The 25,599-nt window shown below is 39.8% G+C and carries 26 protein-coding genes; 13 read left to right on the top strand and 13 right to left on the bottom strand.

Translation table 11 applies throughout. The features are described from left to right. Positions 1 to 132 precede the first annotated feature (132 nt). Positions 133 to 678, top strand: coding sequence for an AidA/PixA family protein (locus DYH63_RS13670; protein ID WP_116789334.1), 546 nt, complete (start codon positions 133 to 135; stop codon positions 676 to 678). A 248-nt stretch (positions 679 to 926) separates the two neighbouring features. Here the strand turns inward: DYH63_RS13670 and lpxD are convergent, their stop codons facing one another. Further along, entirely contained in the window at positions 927 to 1,922 is a 996-nt protein-coding gene (lpxD, locus tag DYH63_RS13665) for a UDP-3-O-(3-hydroxymyristoyl)glucosamine N-acyltransferase (RefSeq protein WP_116790838.1), read from the bottom strand. Positions 1,923 to 2,221: 299 nt separating this feature from the next. Here lpxD and DYH63_RS13660 point away from each other — a divergent pair, with 299 nt between their 5' ends. Next, the gene (locus DYH63_RS13660; RefSeq protein ID WP_116789333.1) at positions 2,222 to 2,962 is read left to right on the top strand and encodes an SDR family oxidoreductase; all 741 of its coding nucleotides are present in this window, start codon (positions 2,222 to 2,224) and stop codon (positions 2,960 to 2,962) included. A 97-nt stretch (positions 2,963 to 3,059) separates the two neighbouring features. Here DYH63_RS13660 and DYH63_RS13655 read toward each other — a convergent pair whose 3' ends face one another. Both DYH63_RS13655 and DYH63_RS13650 read right to left on the bottom strand, forming a co-directional pair. After that, a complete protein-coding gene (locus tag DYH63_RS13655) occupies positions 3,060 to 3,347 on the bottom strand; it encodes a putative quinol monooxygenase (RefSeq protein WP_116789332.1) in 288 nt (95 codons plus the stop codon). 3 nt (positions 3,348 to 3,350) lie between these two features. Next, positions 3,351 to 3,959: an NAD(P)H-dependent oxidoreductase gene (locus DYH63_RS13650; protein ID WP_116789331.1), complete on the bottom strand. Its 609-nt coding sequence runs from the start codon at positions 3,957 to 3,959 to the stop codon at positions 3,351 to 3,353. Between the two features lie 101 nt (positions 3,960 to 4,060). Here DYH63_RS13650 and DYH63_RS13645 point away from each other — a divergent pair, with 101 nt between their 5' ends. The 3 genes from DYH63_RS13645 to DYH63_RS13635 all read left to right on the top strand — a co-directional run bounded on the left by DYH63_RS13645 (position 4,061) and on the right by DYH63_RS13635 (position 7,539). Further along, entirely contained in the window at positions 4,061 to 4,963 is a 903-nt protein-coding gene (locus tag DYH63_RS13645; protein WP_116789330.1) for a LysR family transcriptional regulator, read from the top strand. A gap of 183 nt (positions 4,964 to 5,146) precedes the next feature. Next, positions 5,147 to 6,505 carry a GH1 family beta-glucosidase gene (locus DYH63_RS13640; protein WP_116789329.1) on the top strand — a complete coding sequence of 453 codons (1,359 nt, stop codon included), beginning with the start codon at positions 5,147 to 5,149 and terminating at the stop codon, positions 6,503 to 6,505. Positions 6,506 to 6,525: 20 nt separating this feature from the next. Beyond that, a complete protein-coding gene (locus DYH63_RS13635; protein ID WP_116789328.1) occupies positions 6,526 to 7,539 on the top strand; it encodes a glycosyltransferase family protein in 1,014 nt (337 codons plus the stop codon). On the opposite strand, the gene DYH63_RS13630 is transcribed toward DYH63_RS13635, so the two are convergent. Next, complete coding sequence (locus DYH63_RS13630) at positions 7,536 to 8,189, bottom strand: NAD-dependent epimerase/dehydratase family protein (RefSeq protein WP_116789327.1); 654 nt, start codon at positions 8,187 to 8,189, stop codon at positions 7,536 to 7,538. The two genes, DYH63_RS13635 and DYH63_RS13630, sit on opposite strands and share 4 nt — an antisense overlap. Positions 8,190 to 8,360: 171 nt before the next feature. On the opposite strand from DYH63_RS13630, the gene DYH63_RS21705 reads away from it, so the two are divergent. Beyond that, positions 8,361 to 8,492, top strand: a complete 132-nt coding sequence (locus tag DYH63_RS21705) for a hypothetical protein (RefSeq protein ID WP_256386647.1) — start codon at positions 8,361 to 8,363, stop codon at positions 8,490 to 8,492. A gap of 22 nt (positions 8,493 to 8,514) precedes the next feature. Here DYH63_RS21705 and DYH63_RS13625 read toward each other — a convergent pair whose 3' ends face one another. The 7 genes from DYH63_RS13625 to DYH63_RS13595 all read right to left on the bottom strand — a co-directional run bounded on the left by DYH63_RS13625 (position 8,515) and on the right by DYH63_RS13595 (position 14,815). After that, positions 8,515 to 9,432: a helix-turn-helix domain-containing protein gene (locus DYH63_RS13625; RefSeq protein WP_116789326.1), complete on the bottom strand. Its 918-nt coding sequence runs from the start codon at positions 9,430 to 9,432 to the stop codon at positions 8,515 to 8,517. 63 nt (positions 9,433 to 9,495) lie between these two features. Next, entirely contained in the window at positions 9,496 to 10,299 is an 804-nt protein-coding gene (locus DYH63_RS13620) for an SDR family oxidoreductase (RefSeq protein WP_116789325.1), read from the bottom strand. A 162-nt stretch (positions 10,300 to 10,461) separates the two neighbouring features. Next, positions 10,462 to 11,271, bottom strand: coding sequence for an AraC family transcriptional regulator (locus tag DYH63_RS13615; protein WP_116789324.1), 810 nt, complete (start codon positions 11,269 to 11,271; stop codon positions 10,462 to 10,464). A gap of 24 nt (positions 11,272 to 11,295) precedes the next feature. Then, positions 11,296 to 12,267 carry an aldo/keto reductase gene (locus tag DYH63_RS13610; protein ID WP_116789323.1) on the bottom strand — a complete coding sequence of 324 codons (972 nt, stop codon included), beginning with the start codon at positions 12,265 to 12,267 and terminating at the stop codon, positions 11,296 to 11,298. A 138-nt stretch (positions 12,268 to 12,405) separates the two neighbouring features. Next, the gene (locus tag DYH63_RS13605) at positions 12,406 to 13,020 is read right to left on the bottom strand and encodes a Crp/Fnr family transcriptional regulator (RefSeq protein ID WP_116789322.1); all 615 of its coding nucleotides are present in this window, start codon (positions 13,018 to 13,020) and stop codon (positions 12,406 to 12,408) included. A gap of 57 nt (positions 13,021 to 13,077) precedes the next feature. After that, positions 13,078 to 13,572, bottom strand: a complete 495-nt coding sequence (locus tag DYH63_RS13600; RefSeq protein WP_116789321.1) for a hypothetical protein — start codon at positions 13,570 to 13,572, stop codon at positions 13,078 to 13,080. Between the two features lie 76 nt (positions 13,573 to 13,648). Next, entirely contained in the window at positions 13,649 to 14,815 is a 1,167-nt protein-coding gene (locus DYH63_RS13595) for an FAD-dependent oxidoreductase (RefSeq protein WP_116789320.1), read from the bottom strand. Positions 14,816 to 14,896: 81 nt separating this feature from the next. Here DYH63_RS13595 and DYH63_RS13590 point away from each other — a divergent pair, with 81 nt between their 5' ends. From DYH63_RS13590 to DYH63_RS13570, 5 genes are all read left to right on the top strand, one after another. Beyond that, entirely contained in the window at positions 14,897 to 15,862 is a 966-nt protein-coding gene (locus DYH63_RS13590; protein ID WP_116789319.1) for a helix-turn-helix transcriptional regulator, read from the top strand. A 119-nt stretch (positions 15,863 to 15,981) separates the two neighbouring features. Beyond that, on the top strand, positions 15,982 to 16,791 hold the full coding sequence (locus DYH63_RS13585; protein ID WP_116789318.1) for an SDR family oxidoreductase: 810 nt from the start codon (positions 15,982 to 15,984) through the stop codon (positions 16,789 to 16,791). An 11-nt stretch (positions 16,792 to 16,802) separates the two neighbouring features. Then, positions 16,803 to 17,717 (top strand): helix-turn-helix domain-containing protein, encoded by a 915-nt coding sequence (locus DYH63_RS13580; RefSeq protein WP_116789317.1) that lies wholly within the window; start codon positions 16,803 to 16,805, stop codon positions 17,715 to 17,717. 30 nt (positions 17,718 to 17,747) lie between these two features. Beyond that, entirely contained in the window at positions 17,748 to 18,083 is a 336-nt protein-coding gene (locus tag DYH63_RS13575; RefSeq protein ID WP_162927030.1) for a nuclear transport factor 2 family protein, read from the top strand. A 12-nt stretch (positions 18,084 to 18,095) separates the two neighbouring features. Further along, positions 18,096 to 18,419, top strand: a complete 324-nt coding sequence (locus DYH63_RS13570) for a nucleoside triphosphate pyrophosphohydrolase family protein (protein WP_116789315.1) — start codon at positions 18,096 to 18,098, stop codon at positions 18,417 to 18,419. A gap of 80 nt (positions 18,420 to 18,499) precedes the next feature. Here the strand turns inward: DYH63_RS13570 and DYH63_RS13565 are convergent, their stop codons facing one another. Continuing rightward, positions 18,500 to 18,847, bottom strand: coding sequence for a nuclear transport factor 2 family protein (locus tag DYH63_RS13565; protein WP_116789314.1), 348 nt, complete (start codon positions 18,845 to 18,847; stop codon positions 18,500 to 18,502). Between the two features lie 125 nt (positions 18,848 to 18,972). Further along, on the bottom strand, positions 18,973 to 20,418 hold the full coding sequence (locus DYH63_RS13560) for an FAD-dependent oxidoreductase (protein ID WP_116789313.1): 1,446 nt from the start codon (positions 20,416 to 20,418) through the stop codon (positions 18,973 to 18,975). 575 nt (positions 20,419 to 20,993) lie between these two features. Between DYH63_RS13560 and DYH63_RS13555 the strand changes: the two genes are divergently transcribed. Further along, complete coding sequence (locus DYH63_RS13555; protein WP_116789312.1) at positions 20,994 to 22,439, top strand: T9SS type A sorting domain-containing protein; 1,446 nt, start codon at positions 20,994 to 20,996, stop codon at positions 22,437 to 22,439. Positions 22,440 to 22,567: 128 nt separating this feature from the next. Next, the gene (locus DYH63_RS13550; protein WP_240408998.1) at positions 22,568 to 25,366 is read left to right on the top strand and encodes a helix-turn-helix and ligand-binding sensor domain-containing protein; all 2,799 of its coding nucleotides are present in this window, start codon (positions 22,568 to 22,570) and stop codon (positions 25,364 to 25,366) included. Positions 25,367 to 25,599: the final 233 nt, after the last annotated feature.

Raw genomic sequence — 25,599 nt, 5'->3', positions numbered from 1 at the left:
GAATGTAAAAATTAAATATCGAATAATTGAGAGTATAAATACCTGTTTTACAAATTCAGGTAATTATACTCTTTTTTTTTGCATCTGTTTAGATAACATTTGTAAGAAGCAATCAATTAAAAATGTAAGATTATGAATACGCAGGTTCAAACAGCATCAGATGTTGAGATATTAATCATGATTGATACTGAATATGTTAAAGAGATGTATCCGCAACCCAGTAAAGATCCTGTTGCGCCCACGGGTATAGGTCACAACAGCCAGTTCATGATTTGTACAGGATACCATGCCGGGATATCAAACGGGCTTATTCCCACTTTAAATTTTTCGGGTAATGCCGGCAATCGTATATCTTTAAAAGCCGGTACTGTTTATGGTAATGCAAATGAGGATGTTGTTATTTATGGCGTTTCTTATTTAGATGAGGGTAACTTACATAATAATTTCCTGCCGGGAGTTATACCGGGCAATATGGGCGCTATACCGGGAACTCCCGATTATGCTAATGCGGCATCAAGAAACAGGCTTATAAATTTTACAAGCTGTAATGCTGTAGAGCGTCAAAAAGGACTTGAAAAGTTTTTAGTCTATTTTGCACTATATCGTTGGGATAGCAAACATCTTAACCAGGAACTTGTAGGTTATTATTATTGGGATCCTGCTTTAGATGTAGCCTAAAGTCTAATAATCAATCATATCTGTTTATACTGTTTGTTAGTGCATAACAGTCTGTTCATAAAGCTTTTTCGCTGCATTTACCATAAAGTTTTGTGTTCTTTAAGGCGAAGCGTCCTTTGTGGCCTTTGTGTATTTTTACTTTGTGTGCCCCGTGGTAAAATTCATCATAACTATATAATTACAATTACATATCTAATAGCAAAACCCGCCATTTACAGCGGGTTTCGATTTATATGTATTTATAGCGTTTATGCTTTACCTTCGGTAATCCTTTTCAGGGTAGCCCACTGCTTAAGTGTGGTACGTGCTTCCAGCGCCGGATAGCCAAGGTAGGTTTTACCTGCGGGTACATCTCCTATAACGCCAGACCCCGCACCTATAACAGCACCTGAACCTATTGTAGAGTGATCTTTTATAGAAGCGCTTCCGCCAATGATAACGCCATCGCCAAGGGTAACAGAACCTGCAAGTCCGCTGCTGCCTGCCATAATGCAGAATTTACCCAGTACACTGTTGTGGCCTATTTGTACAAGGTTATCAATTTTACAGCCATCGCCCAGTATGGTAGAGCTAAATTTACCACGGTCTACACAAGAGCCGGCACCTATTTCTACGCCATTACCCAGGATAACATTACCTATCTGCGGAATTTTTACCAGTCCCTTTTGCGGGCATGGCCTGAAACCAAAACCATCGGCACCTATTGTAGCATTTGGGTGAATGATGCAGTATGCACCAAGATGGCAGTTTTCGCGTATTACAGCACCTGACCAAATGGTACTGAATTTGCCTATGGTAACTTTATCCAGTACCGTGGCATTTGCATATAATGTAACGTTATTTTCTAGTTTTACATGTGCGCCTACATAGCAGCCCGCACCTATGCGCACATCTTCGCCTAATACAGCGGTAGGGTGTACAACGGCAGTAGGATGTATAGCCTCATCAAACTGAGGGCCCGGTTCTGCAAATAGTTCCAGGACTAATGCCATGGCAAGGTCAGCGTTATTAACTTTTATAAAAGCCCTGTTATCTCCGGGTTCTATAGATATGTCGCTATTCACTACAGCTACAGCTGCTTTAGAATCGGCCCAGAGTTTTTCATATTTCTTGTTGCCAATAAATGTGATCTGATTATCGTTGGCGCGTTCTATTTGTTCGGGCGAGTTTATCTCATGGCTCGTGGTGCCAAGTAACTCACCCTGAAGATGGTCGCAGATTTGTTGTGCTGAAAATGTTTTCATAATAATTTTAGATGATACAGGCCACCTCACGGATTGCTGCGATTGTTTATGTTTGCAAATGTTAATAAAACGATAAAGAAAAAAAAATATTCTCTAATAACTAATCTTTTAAGGTTAATTTTTTCTTTAGTAAGTAAATACATTAGTTCTGGTCTAAATTTTTTAGCAATATTTTATGGTCATAAATCTTGTTGATATTTGTATAGACAAAATAAATTAAAAATAATACCATTCGTTATATTTATAAGATTACATTTGTCTTGTAAATAATACCAATCGTTATAATTTATTTTTAAAATATGAAAACTACAGGAAACACAGTTTTAATAAGCGGCGGTACAGCAGGTATTGGCCTTGAAATAGCTAAGCTGTTAATTGCAAAGGGCAACCATGTAATAATTACAGGCCGTAATAAACAAAGACTGGATAAAGCAGTAGCCCAACTGGGTAATGCTACAGGCATTGTAAACGACTTTAGTACAAAAGAAGGAGCTGAAGCGCTTGCAAAACAAGTGGCTACAGATTTTCCTGACCTTAATGTGTTGATCAATAATGGTGCGAATGCTGTACTACACGATTATGTAAACGGTAAAAATGGCTACGAAGCAGCAGAGGCCGAAATTGTTACTAACTATCTTTCGGTAATAAGATTGAGTGAGTTGCTGTTACCGCAACTTCAAAAACAGGCAGATGCTGCAATAGTAAATGTAACATCGGTAGTGGCATATGTACCGGGCAGCCTGGTAGGATATTCGGCAAGTAAGGCTGCATTACATTCTTATACACAGTCTTTCCGCCATGCGCTGGCACAATCAGGCAGTGGCGTTAAAGTTTTTGAATTAATGCCGCCACTGGTAGATACCGAGTTTTCTGCACCCATAGGCGGGTCTAACGGTATCCCTCCGGCACAGGTAGCCCAGGAGTTTGTAACCGGTTTTGAGAATAATGATTACGAAATTCGTGTGGGTAACACCCAGTATATTTACGACTTGTATCGCAAATCCCCGGATGAAGCTTTTTCAGTGCTTAATCCTGCATAATATTATCGACTTATCTTAAAATTTATTAGCCACGAATTATACTAATATCCATGAAATTAGATTTCTGAAAATTTGTGTAATTCGTGGCAATACTATTTTAAAGAATTGACATCTTGTGTATAACAGGTGCCTGTTGCAATTTTTCGTCTATGATGGCAACAAATGCTTTTAAATAAGGTTGCTCATTATGGTGTGCAAGTTCGGCTTCGCTATTCCATATTTCATAAAAAACAAAAGTGTTTTCATCATCGTTATCACGATGCAGGTCATATTGCAGGCAAGCCGGTTCTTTGCGGCTGTTAATGACCATGTTTTGCAATAAGGCTAAAACTTCTTCGGTATATTCCGGCTTACTTTTTATAAGCGCTGTTAAATAAATCTTCATAGCTTAAATGTTTACAGGTTCAGTTTCAAAAATGCTTTCCAGGTGTTTCTTATAACGGCCCATTTCAAACTCCATATCCGGATTTTTCATCACATCATGAAAGTGAAAACCGTTAATTTTGTTAAGACCGACAAAGGCATTCATACGGTGAAAGCCAAACAGCACACCATCATCTACACTTGTTTCTTCAAAAAATTCTCCGGGAAGGGTAAAGGCAGTAGCAGGTGCGTTCCAGGTTGTGGTAACCATATAGTGTTTACCATGCATGGTGCCACCGGTGCCGTAACCTACTTCGGGAGTAGCAGCATGGCGCCCATCACTATTATAAATGCCCTTGCGATGGCCGGCGGTAAATACCTCGTCTAGATATTTTTTAAGCCCGAATGGTACCTGAAACCACCAGATGGGTGTATGGTAAACAATTACATCGGCCTGGGTAAATTTTATTACTTCATTATCAGGGTCATATCCTTCTTCAATGTTTGTTACCTGTACGTTATATTCGGCATGGTTTGCGAAAAATTCTTTAGTTACAGTAGCTACCGTATTGTTGTAGGCACCACCAGAGTGTCCAAAATTTTGCGCTCCGTTTATTACAAATATGTTCTTCATAAATTTTTTGTTTTAAATACATTACAAAATTATGGAAGGATATTGTATTATTAAAATAACATAAATCATACCTTTGTATAATAATTATAATAGTGAAAGTTATGGTTAATTTAGAATGGTACCGCACTTTTAAGGCGATATATAGTACAGGTACCTTAACAGGAGCCGCTAATACCTTATTCATATCTCAACCCGGGGTAAGCCTGCACCTTAGCTCACTGGAAAGCTATGTAGGCTACAAGCTATTTGAGCGTACCGGCCGAAAAATGCAGCCTACAGAGCGTGCAAAAGCGTTGTTTAATGCCATTGCTGCACCTATAGCTAAGCTGGAAGAGGCAGAAAAAACCTTCCAGAAAAGTACAGAGAAGCATACACCTACGATCAGTATCGGGATGTGTTTTGAAACCTTCCAGACCACACTGGAAAAATACATTCATACACTCCCATTTAATGTAATATTATGTTTTGGCGAATATCCTGAAATGCTTGATAACCTTGACAAGGGCTTGTTGGATCTTATTGTAACACCCCATAAAGGTGTTTCTGCAGGTGTAGTGCACGAGGCTTTTTCTTCTGAAACACTTATAATGGTGGGGGGAAATGAGGTTGATAGTTCAGCTTTTGCTAAAGTGCTCAAAGGAAAAGATAATGTAGAGATAGAAGCCTGGCTAAAGGGACAAAAATGGTATGGCACTACGGGAGATATGGAGCACCTGTTCCGGTTTTGGGAACTCAATTTTAACAAGCGTCCTGATTTCAGGCCAAATTACATAGTACCAAACATCAACTCTATAGTGCGTTGCCTTTCGGGCGGGGTAGGGCTGGCAGTGGTACCCAATTTTTTATGTAGCAGGGAGATAGAAGAAGGGCTGATAAAAAAAGTATGGGAAGGGCATAAAAAATTAAAGAACACCTTATACTTTGGTTGCCGTAAAAACACAATTTACAGCGCTGAGATAGAACATCTTAAAGGGCTGTTTAGAGAGGTAATGCCTGCTGCTTAATTTGGTAATGTTATAGTAATCTGAGGTTTACAGTTTGGTAATAATGCCGGATGTATCTTTGTTAAAAGTGATTACCATGAAATTCTTCAGATTCAAATATTTGGTTACCATCAAAGAGTGGCTTTTTTTAAGAGCCATGCAATCGTTCTTCATTCATTAATATACAGAGAGGTTAAGTACTGAATGGAGCAATTAGACGATGCAGTTTTGCACAGATCCCGCTTTGGGACAGATTTCTTGTGGGGTGTATCAACGGCGGCTTTCCAGATTGAAGGGGCGCATGATACCGATGATAAAGGACTTTCTATATGGGATGTTTTTACCACACAAAAAGGAGCAATTAAAGGTGGCCACCATGCACAAATGGCTACCAATTTTTACCACGGTTATAAAGATGATATTGCCCTTATAGGAGAACTCAATATACCCAATTTCCGATTTTCGCTGAGCTGGTCGCGCATCATGCCGCAAGGGCAGGGAGAAGTATCTCAAAAGGGAATTGATTACTACAACAATCTTATCGATCATTTGCTGGAAAGCGGCATAGAGCCCTGGGTAACTTTATACCATTGGGATTTACCCTACGCGCTTGAAAAACAAGGCGGCTGGACAAACCGCGAAAGCATAAAGTGGTTTGCAGATTATGCTGAGGTTTGCGCACGCCACTTTGGCGACCGTGTAAAGAACTGGATGGTTGTAAATGAGCCATCGGTATTTACAGGCGCGGGCTACTTTTTGGGTATTCACGCACCGGGTAGGCGCGGTATCAAGAATTATCTAAAGGCGGTACACCACGTTACACTTGCTACATCCGAAGGCGCACGCAGGGTAAGGGCTATATTGCCGGATGCAAATTTAGGCACTACATTTTCGTGTACGCTGGTAGAGCCGGCATCTGATAAAGAAAAAGATGTGGCTGCTGCTAAACGTGTAGATACACTGCTAAACCGTGCTTTTATAGAGCCCATTTTAGGGCTGGGATATCCTGAAAAAGATCTTCCGGTTATAAAGAAAATGACAGGTTACATACAGCCTGGCGATGAAGAGCGCGCAGCTTTTGACTTTGATTTTATAGGGATACAGTGTTATACACGTGAGGTTGTAAAATCATCAAGGCTTACACCTTATGTTGGCGCATCTCTGGTTAAGGCCAGCAAGAGGCAGGTAGTTACTACCGAAATGGGCTGGGAGGTATATCCACCATCAATTTATCAGCTGATAAAAAAGTTTGATGCCTATCCACAAATAAAAAAGCTTATTATAACAGAGAATGGTGCTGCCTTTCCTGATACCGTAATATTTGATGAGGTGCGCGATGGCCGCCGTACAAAATATATTAAAGACCACCTGCAACAGGTGCTTAAGGCTAAAGAAGAAGGTGCGAACATACACGGTTATTTTGTGTGGAGCCTTACCGATAATTTTGAGTGGGCAGAAGGATACCATGCCCGCTTTGGTTTGATCCACGTAGATTTTGAAACCCAAAAGCGCACCATAAAACAATCGGGCCGCTGGTTTGCACAGTTTTTAAAAGATGCCTAAATTGGTACAAACCTGCTGATATGGATACTCCTCAAAAAAAACTAAAAATACTCTATGCCGTTCAGGGTACCGGTAATGGCCACCTAAGCCGTGCTATGGATGTTATACCCTGCCTGCAAAAGCACGGCGACGTAGATATACTGGTAAGCGGTATCCAGGGCGATTTGCAACTACCATTTAAGGTTAAATACAAGCTGAAAGGGCTTAGTTTTATTTTTGGAAAAAAAGGAGGTGTAGACCTTGTAAAAACGGTTTTAAAGGCTAACCTGCCACGTCTTATAAAAAGCATACGCAAATTGCCGGTAGAAGATTATGACCTTGTGGTAAACGATTTTGAGCCGGTAAGCGCCTGGGCGTGCTACTTTAGGCACAAGACCTGTGTAGCCGTAAGCCACCAGTCGGCAGTGTTAGATAAGGCATTTCCGCTGCCGGAAGAACCGGACCGTAAAGGCCGCCTTATCCTTAAAAATTATGCCCCGGCAGATTATAGCTATGGTTTTCATTTTTACCCCGTTGGCGAAAATATCTTTACTCCGGTTATACGCAACCAGGTTCGTGAACGCGAAATTACCAATAAAGGGCACTACACGGCGTATCTACCTTCTTACGACGATAAAACGCTGGTGAAAAGACTATCTGAATATCCTGATGCTGTGTGGGATGTGTTTAGTAAGCATTGCAAAAAGCAAAAGCAATATGGCAACATTACCATACGGCCTATAAATAACGAACAGTTTACAGCAAGCATGGCTTCATCTGCCGGAATATTTTGCGGTGCCGGATTTGAAACCCCTGCTGAAGCATTGTTTTTAGGTAAAAAGCTACTGGTTATACCGATGAAAAACCAGTATGAGCAGCAGCTTAATGCCGCAGCCCTGCAACATATTGGCGTACCGGTTATTAAAAGCCTGAGCCCTAAATATGCTGAGGTTATTAACGACTGGCTTACTAATGGTAAAGTTATTCCTGTAAATTATCCTGATACTACCCAGGCCATTATAGACCGTGTTATAGAGAGGCACAGGCCGGCTTAAACTTTTGCCAGTTTTTTAATATCGCTTATTTCCAGTACCTGTTTATCATAGCCTTTTGTAATTGCATTTATCATGGCTTTGCCCAGTTCGCTAAGGGTTATTACACTTTTTGCAGAAAAGAACTGAATCACTTTTGTAATGCTGTAGTAAAGTGGCTTGCCGTTTTTTTGCCCTTTAGCTGTAAGCATTACACCCGGGCGAAAATTATACTCAGCAGTAAAAGAAAGTTGTGCAAGCGCATTTTCGGTACGGCCTTTTACACGTGCCCACATAACACTGCCTTTCTCAGTACCATCGGTCTGAGAACCGGATACAAAGCAAAATACTAAAGATGGATTTACCTTAAGCACGCTGTTGGCAAATGCCCGTGTAGTATCATATGTTATGTGTGTATACTTTTCTTCGTTCATACCTACAGAACTTATTCCGGCGCAAAACAAGCAGGCATCGTACCCCGAGATCTGATTGGCATAACTATCCAGCGTAAAGAAATCGGGTACTGTGAGTTCTTTTACTTTTGGGTGTTGAAGGCCATAGGCGCGACGACCAATAATAAGTATTTCGCTTACATCAGGGTTTTCAAGGCATTCAAACAAAACACCTTCACCTACCATTCCGGTGGCTCCGGTTATTATTACTTTTATAGACATGGCTTTATTTTGTATTCAAATTTACTGAGAAAATTATAGTAGTGCTTTGTTGTGCCATCCAAATTCTGTTTGTTAGAAGGGCCATCTGTTTCCGTTTGAAATAAAATTAACTATAACGATGTAGTTGTTGCGAATTTTATTTGTATATTTGAGTATAAAATACTTACTATCATGGATCCAGTAATTAATATACTCGTTATTTCCGGTGTCTTATTTGTTGCGGTACTTTTTATAATAGCTTCAAATATAAATGTTGTTCCTAAGCAGGATAAAACTAAAAAAGAAGCGGAGGGCACTATCTAGAATTTACCATTTTTTATCTGATTTAATAGTTAATGAACGTTTGCCGGAATTCCAACGGCGATACGTTCATTTTTTTTTTGAATAGCTTATTGAATGACTGTGGGTATTCAAAACCTAGCTGGTAAGCTATTTCTGCAACCGAAAGTTTTGTGGTGCTTAGGTATTCTTTCGCTTTTTCTATAAGTTTTTCATGTATATGCTGCTGTGCGCTCTGCCCGGTTAGCGTGCGTAGCATATCGCTAAGGTAGTGTGCAGAAATGTTGAGGTTAGATGCCAGAAACTCTACTGTAGGTATTCCGTTTACGAGTGTATCTTTATTATCAAAAAAATTGTTTAGCAGTTGTTCCATCTTTGTGAGTACATCATGGTTTATCGCCTTTCGGGTAATAAACTGCCTTTCATAAAAACGGTTGCTGTAGTTAAGCAACAAGTCGACCTGAGATAGGATGATATCCTGTGTGTGCTTATCAATGTGCTGGTATTCATCGCTTATTTTTTGAAAGATATCTGCAATGTTTTTCTCTTCCCTTTCAGAAAGATGCAGCGCCTCATTTACCGCATACGAAAAAAAGCCATAGTTTTTTATTGTAGCCGCAAGCGGATGGCTATACAGAAATTCCGGATGAATGAGCAACGCATAACCATTACCGGCTTCAGGGCCAAGGATGTCGTCGTGCGGTGCGTCAAGCGATTGTATTTGTTTAGGAGCAGTAAAAGTCATTGCGCCTTTATTGTAGTCATAGTACTGGCGGCCATATTTTACTTTTCCTGTAACGTCTTTTTTTAAGGATATACAGTAAAAGTTCAGCGAAAAATGTTCCCATACAGTATTGTCTGCAAAGCGCATATCCTGTACGCTTACTACACTTATAAGCGGATGCAGCGGCTCCGGCAGTGTTACCAGCCTATGAAATTCTGATATGGAGTTTATTGTATTCATTCGTTAAAATTCTTTATAAATGTAATACAGGCAGTTGTAAAAGTGCAACTGCCTGCATTAATATTATCCTAAAATTTGTTCTCTTATTTCTTTCCGTGCTTCTTCACTACCTATTTCAAGGCGGCGTGCATACATAGCCTTTGCATCTTCGCCGGCTACATAGCGCACCTGGTCTTTATCATCAGTAGCTGCCTCAAATACAATTTCGGCTATTTGTGCGGCTGTTGCGGCATTATCCATCATGTTATCCATCATTGGAAACAGCTTATCTTCTATCTCGGAGTATTCACTGTTTAAAGTCCTGTCCAGCGACCTGCTTAAAAAATCGGTAACAATACCACCGGGAGCCACAGTCTTTATTTTTATGTTGTGTAGCCCCAGCTCAAAAGACATACTCTCTGACCAGCCCTCAATGGCAAACTTAGTAGCATGATAAATAGAGTGCAGCGGAAATGCCAGCAAGCCACCCATAGAGGTAGTGCTGATAAAAACCCCGTTTTTCTTTTCGCGAAAGTGTGGAATAAATGCCTGTGTTACCCTTAATACACCGAGGAGATTCGTGTTTACCTGTTTTACTATTTGTACATCGGTAAGGGCTTCCAGTGCGCCCATTAATCCGTAACCGGCGTTGTTAAACACTACATCTATACTGTGTAGCGACACGGCCTTAGCTACGGTGGCTTTTATTTGTTCAGTATCGGTAACATCTAACGGAAGTAATGTAACGTTAGGTAAAAGGGTAAGTTCTGTTTCTTTTTCTGGGTTGCGCATAGTGGCTATTACATTCCAGCCTTTTGACTGAAATAAAATTGCTGTAGCTTTTCCTAACCCTGATGACGCGCCTGTAATAAAAATTGTCTTCTGCATTTTTTGATGATTAAATTTTATACAGCAAAGTTGGTACATACGCATGGAGTGCGTGTATCCTGAACGGATGTTGTTGTGTCCTGATTGTGGGTTAAGTAAATAAAACAAAAAAGCAAAATACAACTGTACTTTGCTTTTGAGATACTATTATGATATAGTTTGTTAAATAGCCCATTCGGTAGGTGCTTTGCCAAACTTCTTTTTAAAAGAAGATGAAAAATGAGAAAGGCTTTCAAAACCTAAGTCCAGATAAATGGCAGATGGTTTTTGGTGCTTCTTTTCGATGAGGTGCATAGCCTCAGTAAGTCTTTTTTCCTGAAGCCACTGCCGGGGTGCCATACCAAATGTTTTCTGGAAGTCGCGCTTAAACCCTGCCAGGCTGCGGCCGGTAAGGTGTGCAAATTTTTCGACAGGCACATTATAATGGTAATTATTTACCATAAACTTTTCCAGGTCTATTTTGTGTGGTTCAGAAAAGTCGAACAAAAATTCTTTTAACTCCGGCATTATATGAATTAGTAGCTGTACGGCCTCTTTTATTTTAAGTTCGCCAAGTGCCTCGGTAATTTTTTCGGACTGATGTACATAGGGTATGACCGACTGGAAAAACCCCTTCAGGAAATCATTTTCAGGAATAAGCACATTAGGAGCTCCCATGTATTTTGCAACCTTATCTAAATGCTGTTCCAATGCCATCTTTCGCAGCATATCTTCTTTAAGTATAATTACAATGGTTTGGTAATCCTCTCCGTTTAGCGGTACCTTGGTAATTTCGCCTAACTGGTTTTTGCGTATCAGCAGCATATTACCGGTACTCATAGATACCTTTTCATCAGACGTTTCCAGTGTAAAAAGCCCCGATACCTGCAGCACCAGGGTATTGTGTTCAAAAAAGCCCACTTTATCCTTCCGCATTTTAGCGAGGTAAGAATAAAAAAGTACACCCGGTATAATTTCTGATGGATTTGTCATTGCGTAAAGATATCAATTTCGGGCTTATCGTTGCAGGTAGGTACCGCCCAGTATAGCACCCGGTGCAAAATGCGTGTTAAGCGCTTCTTGTTCTTGAGGTGTAAAGGTAATGTTCATGGCTTCTATATTTTCCGGCAACCTTGATCTGCGGCTCATGCTTACCAGCGGCATAATGTGGCTGTCCTGTGCATTTACCCATGCAATAGCCAGTTGGGTAGGAGTATAGCCCTTTTCATTTGCTATTGTTTTCAAGACTTCTACTTTTTCAAGGTTTTTTATAAGGTTTTCTCCCTGAAAGCGCGAAAAATGATTGTGGTAATCGTTAGCGGCCAGCGGTGCTTTCATTTCTCCTGTAAGCAGGCCTTCGGCAGTATTGGCAAATGCTACTACGCCTATGCCCAATTCTTTTGCTGTAGGCAGCAGGTCGGTTTCAATTTGGCGGTCAGCTAAAGAATAGCCTATTTCTAAAGCCGTTACCGGATGGATGCTATTGGCCAGTCGTAACTGGTCAGCCGTAATTTCGCTTACGCCCAGGTGGCGCACCTTACCTTCTTTAATAAGATCTGCAACGGTACCTATAACATCTTCTGTAGGAACGCTGTTATCTAACCTGCACGGCTGGTACAGGTCGATGGTATCGATACCCAAACGTACCAGTGAATAATTGATGAAATTTTTGATGGATGCAGGGCGGAGGTCAAGCCCTATCCACTGCCCGTTATAAAAAATGGCACCAAACTTTACGCTTATAAAAGCATCGTCCCTACGGTCTTTAATGGCTTTGCCTACTAAAAGTTCGTTGTGGCCTGCACCATAAAAGTCGCCTGTATTCAGGAAATTTATACCACTGTCCAGCGCCTGATGAATGGTTGCAATGCTTTCATTTTCATCATTTGTCTGGCCTCCCCATACTGAAGACATACGCATACAGCCTAATCCAAGTTTAGAAACAAGTGGCCCGTTTGTGCCTAAAGAAATCTTTGTTATTGTTGACATCGTTATTTTTATTTGTTGATTAACAATACAAAGGTCTGCCATTATGCGCCATCAGGTTATCACTTACGGCTCAATTTACTTGTCTGTATGGCTCAGGTATTTTGCACGGAGTGTAACTTTAATAAAAGCGAGATTATACTATTTTTTTTGTTTAGACTGCTGCCCGTCCAGTATTCTTTTCTTTATCCGGCTTAGCGACTGGTTTTTTATGCCAAGGTAAGACGCTATGTGCAGGGCAGCAATGCGCTGTACAATATTAGGGTGCTGTTGCAGTAAATTAAGGTACCGCTGCTCGTGGGTAAAAAAGAACAGCTCTTCTGACCGGCCCTGCGACTGGTGAAAAAAATGCTCTGCCAAAATTCTCCCGAAGCGTTCCCAAGGCTTATGGCTGGTATACAGGATTTGTAAATCCGGGTAGGGTACATACAATACCTCTGCATCTTCTAAGGCTTCTATAAAATATACGCAGGGGTACTGGTACAGAAAGCTGCGAAAGGAAACAATGAACTGCCCCTCAGAAAAGAAGAACATATTTTTTTCGTCATTTGTTTTGCTGTCGTAGTAATATACCCTGAAGATGCCTTTTACTACAATACCCAGATCTGCACACACTACATTTTGGCGGTTGTAAAAACTACCTTTCGGAATTTCGCGCCTACGCCAAAATGCAGCGCTGACAGAAATATCATTTTCTGCCAACCCTGCAAATTGAGAGAGTATATCCTGTAAAAACTTTGCTGTACCTGTTTCCATTTCAGGAATAAAAATAAATAATAATTTCTTTACCGGATGCTTATCTGTTGAGGTATATTACAACAATTGCCCGTTATTTATTTTTCGCTGCTTTATAAACTGAAAAACTGACCCGGCTATAAATAGAATAAAAAACACCAGCAACGTTGTTTTTATAGCAGGATCACTAGGGTCTTTAGCCACAGGATGGCCTATGGGTACGCGGGTAAGTGTTTCATTAACGGTAGGTACCAACGATAAAAAGAAGCTAAGCGAAAGTTGCAGGTTCTCAAAATATCGTGCTTTTATATTGCCTTTTTTTTGATAGGATAGTATAAAAGCTATTACAACAAGTGCGGCTATAAATAAAGAAAATATATGCCCGGGGTTAAAGCGCCCGTGTTTTGTAAACCCCAGTGCAGTAAGCGATGTAACGATCGTTCCGTAAAAATATACCTTACCGGATAACCTGGCTAAATCAATTTTACCAAATTTAATAAATGATGCCAATCCGGCTATTATGGCAATAATGCCTACAATAGTGTGAAAAATACCTAAGTTTGAAAGTCCCATGATTTTTTTCTGCAAATTTTCGCCGGAATAACATTTGAAAAATTCACTTAAGTTAATTCACAGCAACTTTTTTTAGTTAACCATGACTGTTCAGGGCAAAAAAATCAAGCATAAATTTAATATTGTTTTCAGAGAGCATATTTTCTACCTGCTCCATAGCCTCATCAGTTATGGCCGATGCCCTGCTTAGCATTTCCTTTTCGTAAAATGCAATTGCCTCCTGTACAGTATTAAAATTACTGTTACAAAGTGCCTCGCAAAGTAGCACTGCATCTAGCATAGCCTGGTTTACACCATCACCCGATGGTGGTGTTTGGTGTGCTGCATCGCCAAGTACGGTCAGGTTGGTCAGGCTCTCCCAGGTTTGGTCTTGCGGAAAATAGTATTGCGGACGGGCAACAAAATAAGAATCGTCAGTTACAAATATTTCATACCAGGCAGTACCCCAGTCGCTAAAACGCTGTTTAAACCAGGTAAAAACACTTTCTTTATTGGTAAAATCAATGCCTGAATCAGTAACCCAGTTGTCTGCTTCGCGGGTAATGGTGTAGAATGAAAGCGAACCCTCACCCTTTGCACTTAGTACTATAGCTTTACCATTCCAGTGAGCATATACTTTTCCGCCATTGGTAAGTTTCCATAAGTGCGGTGCATTTTTTTCGGCATTATAAATATTGCCTTCTATAATGGTAAAGCCTGAATAAATGCGCTCAATATCGGTAATGTATTTCCTTGCTTTAGAGTTAGCACCGTCTGCGGCAATAACCAGGTCTGCATAAGCGCTGGTTCCATTGTCAAAAAGTATGTTCCAGCCACTACCATTTTTGTTTAGCGCTGCAAATTTTGAATCCCATACCATTGTGCCGTCCTGCAATGATGCTATGAGCAGGTCGCGCAAGGGGCCACGGTCTATTTCCGGGCGGGCGTGGGCGTCATCCAGATCTGTAAGCGGGTTGTTCTCAAACTCTGTATAGTGCACTACTGCATTGTTATCTGTAATGGTTACCCTCTCAGCACCGGGCCTGTAATTTTCTCTAAAGGCCTCTATAAGCCCACCTTCCCTTAGTGCCCTTAATCCTGTTTCATGATGCAAATCGAGCGTAGCACCCTGTTGGCGCACATACTGGTCGGTATCGCGTTCATATACTTTTACATTCGCACCTTTTTGCTGTAATAGCCTTGCAAGTATCAACCCTCCGGGGCCACCACCTATAATGGCCACCTGTTTATTGTCTAATAACATATCTTTCTTAGTTTTATGTTTACAAATTTATGACTACTTTTATAGGTAAAATAACCGTTTGTAATAACAAAATAGTCGTAAATGAAAATATCTGTTACAGATAAAGGCCGCACAGGTATTATGCTTGAGTTTTCTAAAGCCATTGGCGCTACCATAGAAGGACGGTATTATCATATTCCTAAAGACAGGGGAGAGGGGTTTATAACCGGATTTTCATGGGAAGATAATGAACTGCGGATGATGGTGCGCAATTATTACCTTAATGAGGAAGTTCTGCTTGAGCGCAATAATGAGATAGCAGAAGGAGAGGAGGATGTAATTTTTCTTTTAAGCGGAATTTTTCCATCTCCTGTTCAGGTAGAAAAGCAGCCATTACCGGAGCAGGCCAGCGTGCTTATTTGTATACAGGCCGTATCTTCGGCAGTTGCCATGCCTTCAAATACATTTTTCAGGAGTATTGGTATCGCAGTTTCCAGGCAGTACCTTAAAAAGCTTTTTGGTAATGTGGTCCATCCTGTAGTTGTCAGTATTTTAGAAGCTAAAGAATACTTTGCGTTTGAAACGGCAATCTCGGCTGAAATGATAAAAACCGCCGGAGAAATCCTGCATCCGCCTGTACCGGAAGGTGTAGAGAGCTACTACTGTAAACTAAAATGCGAAGAGCTGCTGTGCCATGTTTTCAGCCTGCTCATGCAACGTGAGGCAACACCAACCAAAGGTATGCACATACATGATATTAAGGCTATTTACGCAATTAAAGACTACTTATTGTCGCATATTAATGTGCCGCCCAATATTGCTACCCTTGCTAATCAAGCTTCCATGAGCGAACCCAAATTACGAAAGCTTTTTAAGCAAACGTTTGGCAAAGGGGTGTTTGAATATTACCAGTCAGCACGCATGCAGGAAGCGGCACTGCTGCTCAAAGAAAAACGACTTTCGGTATCTGAGGTGGGCTACCGGCTGGGCTTTACAAACCTGAGTCATTTTTCAAGGGTTTTTGCGCAGCACATCGGTATGAAGCCTAAACAATATTCTGTAAATTAAGTTCTCATCTGTTACGTCATATAATGTAGACACGTAATTACGGCTACTCCTTTTACCATTTCGGTTAATTTTTAATCCGGATAACGGCTGAATTTTGCATCATACAAAACAACAATACTATGCAAAAGACAATTTTTATTACAGGGGCTTCTGCCGGATTAGGAAAAGTAACGGCAAAGCTATTTCAGCAACGGGGCTGGAATGTAATAGCCACTATGCGCAACCCCGAAAGAGAAACAGAGCTTAATGATTTAAAAAATGTAACAGTGCTGCGCCTGGATGTTACCAATCCTGAACAGATTAGCGAAACCGTGGCAGGTGTATTAACCAATCATGAAGTTGATGTAGTACTTAATAATGCGGGCTATGGCCTGATTGGGCCACTGGAGTCTTTTACCGATGAACAGATCAGTACGCAAATCCATACAAATCTATTTGGGGTAATAAATGTTTCCAGGGCATTTCTGCCTTATTTCAGGGAAAGAAAAGCCGGTACGTTTATTAATGTAACCTCATCTTTTGGCTTGTTGAGTTATCCAACCTGTTCTGTTTACAGTGCCACTAAATTTGCTGTCGATGGCTTTTCAGAAGGCTTGTCGCACGAGCTGGCACAGTTTGGCATTATGGTGAAGGTAGTGGCTCCGGGCGGTATGCAAACCGATTTTGCAGGACGATCTTTGCAGGGAGGCATGCATACTGCTTATACAAAACTGGTAGAAAAGGTAAGCGAAGGATATAGCGCAGAACAAATTGCGAACTATACTAAGCCGCAAGAAGTGGCACAGGTTATTTTTGATGCAGCTACGGATGGGTCAAACCAGCTGCGGTACATCGCAGGTAAAGATGCAATAGCTTTATATACTGAACGTTTGAAAAACGGACCTGAAGCACAGGTACAAAACGTAAGGGCACAGTTTTTATTTGACTAAATTTGTTTCTGATGAAAAAGCAACCTGTAGTATTTAATTCGCTATCCCAGCTTCATAAAGCAATGGGACAACCCGCGCCTGCGCATCCGTTAATAAGTATTATGAATTATGGTGAGGCCAGCTTTGATCCTAAAGATTTTGAGCAGGGAATTATTCTTAATTTTTATAAGGTGTCTTTTAAAACCACTTTTTCAGGAAAGCTACGGTACGGGCAGGGTTATTATGATTTTGAGGAAGGCGGAATGTCATTCATTGCGCCGGGGCAGTTATTGCGAATGCAGGATGAGGAAGCTGATTATGATGGCATGACCCTGCACATTCATCCGGACTTTTTAAGGGGATACTCTTTAAATACAGCTATAAAACAATTTGGTTTTTTTACGTACTCAGCTGCTGAAGCACTTTATCTTTCAGAAAAAGAAAAGGCAACCATATTGAGCGTTTACCAGCTTATAAAAGATGAGCTTGATGAGCGTATCGATAAATTTAGCCAGGATGTTATCATCTCTCAAATTGAACTGTTGCTAAATTATGCCAGCCGCTTTTATGACCGTCAATTTATAACCCGCAAGGTAATTAATAACGATGTACTGGGTAAATTAGAAACCATATTAGACGATTATTTTAGTAATGAAGATGCTATGGCTAATGGCCTGCCCTCTGTAAGTTTTTTAGCCGGGCAATTAAAACTCACGCCCCGTTACTTGAGCGATTTGCTTCGTAGCCTTACAGGTCAAAACACACAGCAGTTTATCCATGAAAAATTGATGGAAAAGGCGAAAGATTATTTAGTGAAACAGCAGTTAACTATTGCAGAGGTTGCCTACCATTTAGGGTTTGGGCATCCGCAGTCATTAAATAAATTGTTTAAAAGTAAAACCGGCCTTACACCGCTACAGTTTAGGGAAGCTGTTTTAAAAAATTAATAAAACAGCGCAATTTTACAAATAGAGATTATGAACGTACACATATTTATAAATGAGTGGATTGCCGCAGGCAATGCATTTGATACAGAAAAGTATTTGAGCCACTATTTGCCGGATGCCGTTTTAGATGATTCATCTGTAAGGCGAAAATTTATAGGGCAGGAGGGAATAAGGAACTATTTTGAGAGCTATTTTATAGGATATAATACAAATACTGAGTTGGTACACCTGGAGGTTGCAAATGCTCAAAGTGTGCATGTTGAAGTTAAATTCACCGGAGATTTTCCGGAAGGAGAAATAGGAGGGACATTTGATATTGCCTTTAAACAGGATAAAATATCTTTTATTAAAGCAGACTTAATATAACAAACAGAAAATATGAGCAAAGATAATTTTGATGAGGTTGTAAACCGTTCTTTAGAACTACGAAAAAAATACCACAAGCTTGAATTACTGCATCATGGCAGCGAATGGACTGTAGAAGAAGATGCGCTGGCTTACCTTACCGATGCCGGGCTTGTAGGCAGGAACATCATGTCGCAACAGCAACGATGGCCTAAGGCCGATTCTCAAAACGAGCTGGAGCACAAGCTTGGAGAAAACATATGGTGGCTTATAGTATTAGCAAACCGGTCTGGTATTGATATTAAAGATGCGGTAGACAAATTTCTTGGTAAGATAGAACAATTATTTGGCGAATAAGTTTTCCGGTTAATTCCAATTTGTATTGCTATGCAGCCTGGAACCTGTAAAGTCAACGATTTTACAGGTTTGATTTTTTATTATGGTTTTGATGCTATTACAAAAGCTGTTAATTCAGCCATTTTACCTTCGCGAAATTTCCAGACATCGCAATACATATAATTAATCATTTTACCTGCTTCATCTTTCATGCTGATTTTTCCTAATGCCGTAACAAAATTACCCTCAGCAATAAGGTTTTCAACCATAAATTTTGGTGGCTCTGAATATGCTTTAGCCATATACAGTCGTACCGCTTCCTTCCCTTCAAGTTTTTGGTCGCCTATAAAAGTCCATTGTGTATCATCAGTACAAAAAGCCAAAAAACCTTCATAGTCACCCGCAGTGATAGCTATATTTGCTGTTTCAAGAATAGTCTTATTGTCCATGTCAATATTTTTAAATTTTATGCTTCGTTAGATGATATCAATGTAAAGCTTTATTTTATCCTGTCGACTTTTTTACCAATAGTTTGTGAGAATCAGTGTTTAAGATTTTGAATATTAATTCCTTGTTATAAGCTGTTTTTCTTAACGCAGCTTCCTCTGGGTGTGTCGCCCTCCCGAAGTACAACCTCTGAATGCAGAAACTGCGCTGCAGCGGCAGAATCTTTAACTTTAACAGCACTGCGTTCTAACATTTCAGCTTCAAAGGCATTTAGTACGCTTTCCCTTATTCCGGTTTTTCTCCATTCGCCAGATCTGCATCCCCGTGTAATTTCGCATGCCAGCGTCATCGCATCCAGCAATGCCTGGTTTGCACCCTGTCCTTTAAATGGACTCATAGGGTGGGCAGCATCTCCAAGCAGTGTTGCAGCGGCAGCATTTTGCAATAGTTCAGGTCTAAGTAATTCCCGGTCATAAACCGGATATCCTGAAACCTGAGCAGCTGGGGTTGCGGCTAAAATTTGTGGAATTGGATCGTGCCATTGGGTTCTTCGGCAGGCTTCCGCTTTAAGTGCTACAGCCCCCTGTGCGCTCAGTGCTTTGGCCTCATCTTCCGGCATCGGGAAGCTAAGTTGCCACATTACCGAATCTGATGTGTAAGGCATCATGTAAATCCGTTCATTCCCGTTAGCGGTTTGAAATACGGTTGCAACGTCAAGTAATGGGCTACTGTGTTCTTCGAGCGCGCTTAGCGGGCAAATACCAAGAATAACAATACAATCCAGGTAGCGTAAGGGAGTATTGTTTTCACCAATCAATAACCTGCGCACGGTACTGCGAATGCCATCAGCTCCCACTATAAGATCGGCTTTAGCTGTTGAGGTCACACCGTTAGCTTCAAAGTGTAATATAATTTCGTCGTTAACTTCAGATTTCTTAAAATCGATCAACTGGTGTCCCCACTTTACGTTATGTCCGCCCAGTTGTTCCAGTAACGCCATACGCAATGACTGCCGGGCAATATGCATATTAGAACGTTTTGATGGTATTGCTGCATCAGGAGACAGCCACTTTCTAAGCCCCCATTCGCCTATAACATTCCCATCTGTAGTATGTACTACATGTCTTGTAGAAATTACCTTGTCTTTTAAAGTAGTAATGCCTAATGCTTCAATGGCTTTTCCGGCTTGCTGTAGCGTGAGTCCGTATCCCTGCGCGCGGGAGCTAAAGTTATCATCCCGTTCATAGAGTGTAAACGGTATGCCGCGGTGCAAGCAAGCTACAGCCAGGGCCACGCCTCCTATACCGCCGCCTATAATAGCAACGTGCGGGTAATTGGTAACGTCTGGTAAAGGAAAACTTTCTGCTTTGATTATGCCCAATCCTGCACAGGCCACGCAAGTGTATAAATGCGCTTTTGGGCGAACCGGTGCAATACCTTCGATTTTTGATTTTTCAAATTGATTAAGCGCTGCCTGATACTGGAGTCTCGCCTTTTTGCTTAATCCCCGGCTTTTCTTGCCTTGTCCCCGGCATTCGGGGCAAAAAGTCCAGACTATATTATTTATATTCACCTTCGGCTTTCATTTTAATCTATTCCTGATACTTCTCAATGTGAAATATATAGGATTAAATGTTGGTACGAAATTACAAAATTTACCGTATCGATTAGCTTTATAGTTATGAGTGAATAACTGGTGTATTGTTTTGTCGTAATGTATTAAAGTTAGTACGATATTGATTTAATTCTCGAAATTGTAATTGGCTTGTTGCTTATAATAGTTTAATTTCAAAATCAGCTGGTACAACTACAATGAACAGTTTTAATCATCAATGCCAAATATTTGTACGTTTCTAAAAAAATAGTGTAATTAAAAATGCTTTTAGCAATTGTTGCAGTGTATGGAAGACCACATCAAATTTATATTTGTCTTAAATTTACCTATACAAAGCCTATACAAATAACTGACTACAACGTTTGTTTTCAATTGTCATAATATTCATTAACGCCTTTAAAATAAAGGGTTTTAAATCTACATAACATCAAACACAAAATGTAAATAAGCTGTATAGTTTGTATATCTGATTATTTATTACATCGTTTTCGTGATTTGTATACTTTTACAATACGAACCTTAATATAAATTTTATGAAATTTGAAAAACTACTTAACAATAAGCTTGTTAAAAGAGCTTCATTATTTGGCCTTGCTTTGGCCGGGCTTACATCATATTCACAAACTAATGTTAGTGTAGATGCAAGTGCAAACTGGATTGGGTCTATGAATGTTTATGATCTTGCCAATGCCTACCAGTGGTCTAGCGGTTGGGGATTTGCAGAATTAAAAGCAGAGACTAATGCAACGGCAAATACTATTACATTATATCCTAATTACAACCTTTATAACGCTACTGATGCTTACTGGGTTGTTAACGGACAAGGTATTAAAGTTGCAGAAGCGTTGCCACATGTTGATGCAAATAACCTTTTAGGCCAAAATGTTGTATTCAGCGGAAATGTAAGCAGCTATACAATATCCAGCGCTTATGTTGTAAAGGCATATATAAAAGTGGCCTATGTTCAGGACGTAGAACCATATTATACACCTGTAGGTGAGGCAGAAATACCAATAACTTCTACCGGAAACTTTACTCTAACATATGATACAGCACCTCTTGCAGCTAATGCAAATCACCTGGAATACGGCTTTATTGTAAAAGGAGTAATTGCTAATCCTGAGAACATGAGCACATTAGGTAATGTTGTTATTACCGCAGATGAACCCGTAATCGTAGAGCCTACAGAAACTGAAGTACAGGTAGATACTGCTTCTACGCTAATAGCTTATGCAAACTTCTTCCAGCTTGATGGTACAACCTACATTGGGGGTAAAGAGTATGGTGTAAGCGATCTTAAAACAGTTTTAAACACAGGAGACAATACTATAGACCTGCACCCTAACTTTTATGAATATGCTAATGAGGTAGCTACAAACCCTACCGGAACTGTTTGGCACAATGGCGAAGTGGGCACACGCGTTTTTGAAGGTAACACTTATGTACAGGACGATAATCTTGCCGGTACAGCTTTTACATACAAAGGCCATACTATTAGCAATACACTTGCAGCCGGTTATACAGGTATTGCATTCATCAAAATTTTTGATGCAAACTTTGGTAACCTTCAAATGACAACTGCTCCACTTGTTGCCGGCGAAGATTTTAGCATTAGCGCTACACCGGCAGCAGGATCTCATGTACAATATGGCTACTCTGTAACAGGAAGAAATGCCAACCCTAACCAGGAAGCAGCACTTGGTTTTGCACGCGTAGGCCGTGCAACAGCTTCTGTTGCACCTGTTGTTAAAAAGGCAATAGCAGTTTATCCTAACCCTGCAAGCAATGTGCTAAACATAACTGCAGAGGATGTGGTTACTAAAGTTCAGGTATATAATATGCTTGGCCAGCAGGTAATTAATATTACTCCAAATAACACAACGGCTACACTTAGTATAAGCGATCTTAAAAGCGGAGTTTACATGGTAAATACCACTGCAAATGGCAAAACAGGTACTACACGCTTTATTAAACAATAATTTCGGGCAAAAGCTTTTTTAAATTTTTATGTTGATAGTTTGAAACCGCACCGCCTTAAGCGGTGCGGTTTTTTATTATACATTTTCTTGTATATTCGTAACACCAAATCACAATAAAAAAATATATTTTGAAAAAAATTACACTTATTTTCATCATATTTTCATTTCTAACAAGTTTTAGCCAGGATTTGCCTCCTATTCTTAAGTACACTGCAGGTAACTACGCGGCAGGTAACCAAAACTGGATGATAAGCCAGGATAATAACGGCTACTTGTACTTTGCAAATAACGAGGGGCTGTTAGAATATAATGGTACATCATGGTCATTATACCCTACTCCAAATGAAACCATTATGCGATCGGTAAAAGTTATAGGCAACCGTATTTATTGTGGCTTTTATATGGATTTTGGTTACTGGTCCCGAAAAACTGACGGCACGCTTGCTTATACATCTCTTACCAAAAAGATACGGAATAAAATAATTGATGACGAACAGTTTTGGAACATTGCCCAGTATGACCGATGGATAATATTTCAATCGCTCTCGCGGATATTTATATATGATACTAAAACTTCAAATTTTAATATCATACATTCAGATACCGGGATGAATAAGGTGTTTACAGCTAATAATACCATACTGTATCAAGCTATAGGTTCCGGACTGTTTGAAATAGAAAATGGCCAAAGCCGCCTTGTAAGCGATGCCCCAATATTGTCTAAAAGTAAAATAGTAAATATTTACGGGCGTGATGACAGCTATCTTATTATTACGCAGTATGATGGTTTCTATGAACTTAAGAATGGTGTTCTTACCCGCTGGAACATTGCAGCCGACGCAGATCTTAATACTTCCAGTATATACAGTAGCCAATTGCTCAGCGATGGAAGTTTTGCCCTGGGCACTGTAAGTAATGGTATATTTATAATTACGCAGCAAGGCAATGTAAAATATCATATAACACAAAATAAGGGTCTAAGCAATAACACAGCCCTCTCTATGTATGAAGATGAGGATAATAATTTATGGCTGGGACTTGATAATGGTATTAACTGCATCAATATGCAAAGTGTTGTGCACAACTATGCAGATGATACCGGATTTTTAGGAACGGTATACACCTCTTTATTACACAATGAATTACTTTATATAGGTACTAATCAAGGACTTTTTTGTAAGCCATATAACTCCTCTGCCGATTTTAAGTTTATTCCCGGTACTAAAGGGCAGGTGTGGTCTTTATTTTTATATGATGACACACTGTTTTGTGGGCATGATTACGGCACATATGTTGTAAAAGGCACTTTGGCACTGCCTATTTTTACAGGTATTGGTACCTGGAAGTTTGAGCCACATCCTACTAACAAAAACCTTATCATACAGGGTAATTACCAAGGCTTATCAATACTGGAAAAAACAGCAACAGGTTGGAAATATCGCAATAAGATAGCCGGATTTGATAACTCAAGCCGATTTTTTGCAGTAAGAAGAACAAACGAAATTTACGTAAGTCATGAATACAAAGGTATTTACCGCGTGGTTATAGACCCCGGTTTTACGACTACAAAAAAAGTGATTACGTATAAAGAACCGTCAAAAGGTAAAAACGTTAGCCTCGTTACTTTTAACAACAAAGTTTATTATGCCTCAAAAGAAGGCATCTTTATGCTTAATGACAAAACCAAACAGTTTGAAATGCAGGGGCAGTTGTCAAAGATATTTAATAATGATGAATATACTTCTGGCAAGCTTATTCCTGACAGTGCTAACCGTTTGTGGTTCTTTACTAAGAATTATATCAATTACCTATCCAGTGGCAAGCTTAATACAGATTTAAAACACAATATCATCCCCATACCTTCATCCCTCACTAATTCTATGCTTGGGTATGAAAACATTACCCAAATATCGCCAAGTGTTTATTTAATAGGTACTACAGATGGTTATTATACTATTAACCTACACGATATATCATTTAAAAAATATCGTGTTTTTATTACCAATATAACAGCAAACGCCCAAAATAAGAATCCATTTAACGTTACTGTCTCAGGTGAAGGCAGCCTTGACTATTCAGATAATAACCTCACGTTTAATTACACCTTACCGGAATACAATAAGTATGTAAATTCAGAATTTCAATACCTTCTTGAGGGTGTGCAGGACGATTGGAGTGAATGGAGCGGACGGTCAACAGTAAGTTTTAAGAACCTGCCCGCCGGCGAATATACCTTTAAAGTACGTGCAAAAGCGGGTAACTCATTATCTACAAATACGGCTAATTATACATTTACCATATTAAAACCATGGTATGCCACAAATCTTGCAATTACTATATACCTCATACTGGCTATCATCGCGGCGTTTCTTATTAACCGGGCTTATAAAAATTATTATCAGCAGCAGCACGAAAAACTTATTGAAGAAAACAACCGCTTGCTGGAGATTAAAGAACTCGAAAACGAACAGGAACTAATGCGCGTTAAGAACGACCAGTTACAGCAGGAATTTGAGAATAAGAACCGTGAACTTGCCGTTAGTACGATGAACCTCATCAAGAAAAATGAGTTACTCTCTACTATCAAAGACGACCTTAAAAAAACGACAGAAGGCGATAAAAGCTTTAAGTCGGTAATCACGACCATCAATAAAAATATTAATGAAGATGATACGTGGGATATGTTTAAAGAAGCCTTTAACAACGCCGATAAAGACTTTTTGAAGAAGATAAAAAAGGCGCATCCGGCACTTACTCCAAACGATTTACGCCTATGTGCTTATTTAAGATTAAACCTTTCTTCTAAAGAAATAGCACCTCTTTTAAATATCTCAGTACGAAGCGTAGAGATAAAGCGATATCGTTTGAGAAAAAAAATGGACTTGTTGCATGAATTAAGCCTTGTTGAGTACATATTATCAATATAAATCAACTCAACAAAAACAATATTTACCACAACATTACCTATACAAAGCTGCAATTACAAGGTTTTCGTTAGCTATTATTAAAATCATTAAAAACGCCTAAAAGCCTGTTAACGCTATGTTAACAGGCTTTCTGCTTTTACAGAACAATGTTTTTTCGATATGTATATTTTTTGTAGAGGTTCTTTTTAATGTATTTAATAAATACCCCTTTAATTTTATAATATCACAAAAAA

This window comes from Flavobacterium psychrotrophum (assembly GCF_003403075.1).
In the GTDB taxonomy this organism is placed as follows: domain Bacteria; phylum Bacteroidota; class Bacteroidia; order Flavobacteriales; family Flavobacteriaceae; genus Flavobacterium; species Flavobacterium psychrotrophum.
This window is presented reverse-complemented; position numbering and strand designations above follow the sequence as displayed.

Bases quoted from the DNA above. Each gene is read 5' to 3' on its own strand.
- DYH63_RS13625 (WP_116789326.1), bottom strand. From the start codon at position 9,432: ATGAATACAATAAACTCCATATCAGAATTTCATAGGCTGGTAACACTG.
- DYH63_RS13590 (WP_116789319.1), top strand. From the start codon at position 14,897: ATGAAAATATCTGTTACAGATAAAGGCCGCACAGGTATTATGCTTGAG.
- DYH63_RS13565 (WP_116789314.1), bottom strand. From the start codon at position 18,847: ATGGACAATAAGACTATTCTTGAAACAGCAAATATAGCTATCACTGCG.
- DYH63_RS13610 (WP_116789323.1), bottom strand. From the start codon at position 12,267: ATGTCAACAATAACAAAGATTTCTTTAGGCACAAACGGGCCACTTGTT.
- DYH63_RS13605 (WP_116789322.1), bottom strand. From the start codon at position 13,020: ATGGAAACAGGTACAGCAAAGTTTTTACAGGATATACTCTCTCAATTT.
- DYH63_RS13630 (WP_116789327.1), bottom strand. From the start codon at position 8,189: ATGTCTATAAAAGTAATAATAACCGGAGCCACCGGAATGGTAGGTGAA.
- lpxD (WP_116790838.1), bottom strand. From the start codon at position 1,922: ATGAAAACATTTTCAGCACAACAAATCTGCGACCATCTTCAGGGTGAG.
- DYH63_RS13615 (WP_116789324.1), bottom strand. From the start codon at position 11,271: ATGACAAATCCATCAGAAATTATACCGGGTGTACTTTTTTATTCTTAC.
- DYH63_RS13600 (WP_116789321.1), bottom strand. From the start codon at position 13,572: ATGGGACTTTCAAACTTAGGTATTTTTCACACTATTGTAGGCATTATT.
- DYH63_RS13580 (WP_116789317.1), top strand. From the start codon at position 16,803: ATGAAAAAGCAACCTGTAGTATTTAATTCGCTATCCCAGCTTCATAAA.
- DYH63_RS13575 (WP_162927030.1), top strand. From the start codon at position 17,748: ATGAACGTACACATATTTATAAATGAGTGGATTGCCGCAGGCAATGCA.
- DYH63_RS13635 (WP_116789328.1), top strand. From the start codon at position 6,526: ATGGATACTCCTCAAAAAAAACTAAAAATACTCTATGCCGTTCAGGGT.
- DYH63_RS13645 (WP_116789330.1), top strand. From the start codon at position 4,061: ATGGTTAATTTAGAATGGTACCGCACTTTTAAGGCGATATATAGTACA.
- DYH63_RS13660 (WP_116789333.1), top strand. From the start codon at position 2,222: ATGAAAACTACAGGAAACACAGTTTTAATAAGCGGCGGTACAGCAGGT.
- DYH63_RS13570 (WP_116789315.1), top strand. From the start codon at position 18,096: ATGAGCAAAGATAATTTTGATGAGGTTGTAAACCGTTCTTTAGAACTA.
- DYH63_RS13595 (WP_116789320.1), bottom strand. From the start codon at position 14,815: ATGTTATTAGACAATAAACAGGTGGCCATTATAGGTGGTGGCCCCGGA.
- DYH63_RS13650 (WP_116789331.1), bottom strand. From the start codon at position 3,959: ATGAAGAACATATTTGTAATAAACGGAGCGCAAAATTTTGGACACTCT.
- DYH63_RS13640 (WP_116789329.1), top strand. From the start codon at position 5,147: ATGGAGCAATTAGACGATGCAGTTTTGCACAGATCCCGCTTTGGGACA.
- DYH63_RS13620 (WP_116789325.1), bottom strand. From the start codon at position 10,299: ATGCAGAAGACAATTTTTATTACAGGCGCGTCATCAGGGTTAGGAAAA.
- DYH63_RS21705 (WP_256386647.1), top strand. From the start codon at position 8,361: ATGGATCCAGTAATTAATATACTCGTTATTTCCGGTGTCTTATTTGTT.
- DYH63_RS13670 (WP_116789334.1), top strand. From the start codon at position 133: ATGAATACGCAGGTTCAAACAGCATCAGATGTTGAGATATTAATCATG.
- DYH63_RS13555 (WP_116789312.1), top strand. From the start codon at position 20,994: ATGAAATTTGAAAAACTACTTAACAATAAGCTTGTTAAAAGAGCTTCA.
- DYH63_RS13585 (WP_116789318.1), top strand. From the start codon at position 15,982: ATGCAAAAGACAATTTTTATTACAGGGGCTTCTGCCGGATTAGGAAAA.
- DYH63_RS13655 (WP_116789332.1), bottom strand. From the start codon at position 3,347: ATGAAGATTTATTTAACAGCGCTTATAAAAAGTAAGCCGGAATATACC.